Consider the following 723-nt stretch of genomic DNA (forward strand, 5'->3'; position numbering starts at 1 on the left):
GTTAAAATCAGCAATAGTATAACTCTAACATTCACGATAAGTAACTACCAGCGACTGGATAAGTGTACCTTTTTAAGGAGGCCCAAAATTGATGTTACCATTATTGATCTTATTAGTTGAGTTTATTTTACTCATATATGTCATTAAGATTCAAAAAAAAATTATGAACTATACCAGATCAGGCGAGCTATATTTTTGGGGACTTTTTCTAAGAAAGAACGACTCCCGTCGCAAAATGAGGCAGCTCAAGAAAAAAGTTCTTCAAACGTATCGTAGAAGTTCCCTAAAAAACGAACTACTCTTCTGGTTAGAATTTACAGTTGCTAAATGTTGTTTTTATGGTTCACTCATATGGAGCTTTTACGTAATTGCTTTCGGAAATAGCAGAACCCCATTCTGGCCAGCCATTATAGGCTTTATAATGGCAATACCACCTGCAATAGCACTTCCCCAACAACTGTATGATTTTTGGAAACAACAACCTATTTGGCATGAGCACCCCATTGAAAAACAAGCTTTCCTACTACCAAACGAACAGGACCACAAAGATTTAGTTAGGTACCATTTGCAATCCTACTCCGCATTGTTCGTCATGGCAATTATAGGATTTCTAGTATAGGAATCTGAGCGTTAAAAAAGACAAGGTGAGAAACTAATTTTGGTTTCTCACCTTGTCTTTTTTTATCTAAATTTTTCTTTAATCTATACTTTATTATTGGTAGC

1 protein-coding gene is annotated in these 723 nt (G+C 35.3%); it reads left to right on the forward strand.

The features are described 5' to 3' along the window. Positions 1–91 precede the first annotated feature (91 nt). Positions 92–619 (forward strand): hypothetical protein, encoded by a 528-nt coding sequence (locus tag KGF65_RS16785; RefSeq protein WP_216749116.1) that lies wholly within the window; start codon positions 92–94, stop codon positions 617–619. The last annotated feature ends 104 nt before the right edge of the window (positions 620–723 follow it).

It is taken from the genome of Lactiplantibacillus sp. 30.2.29, assembly GCF_018991255.1.
Taxonomy (GTDB): Bacteria; Bacillota; Bacilli; order Lactobacillales; family Lactobacillaceae; genus Lactiplantibacillus; species Lactiplantibacillus pentosus.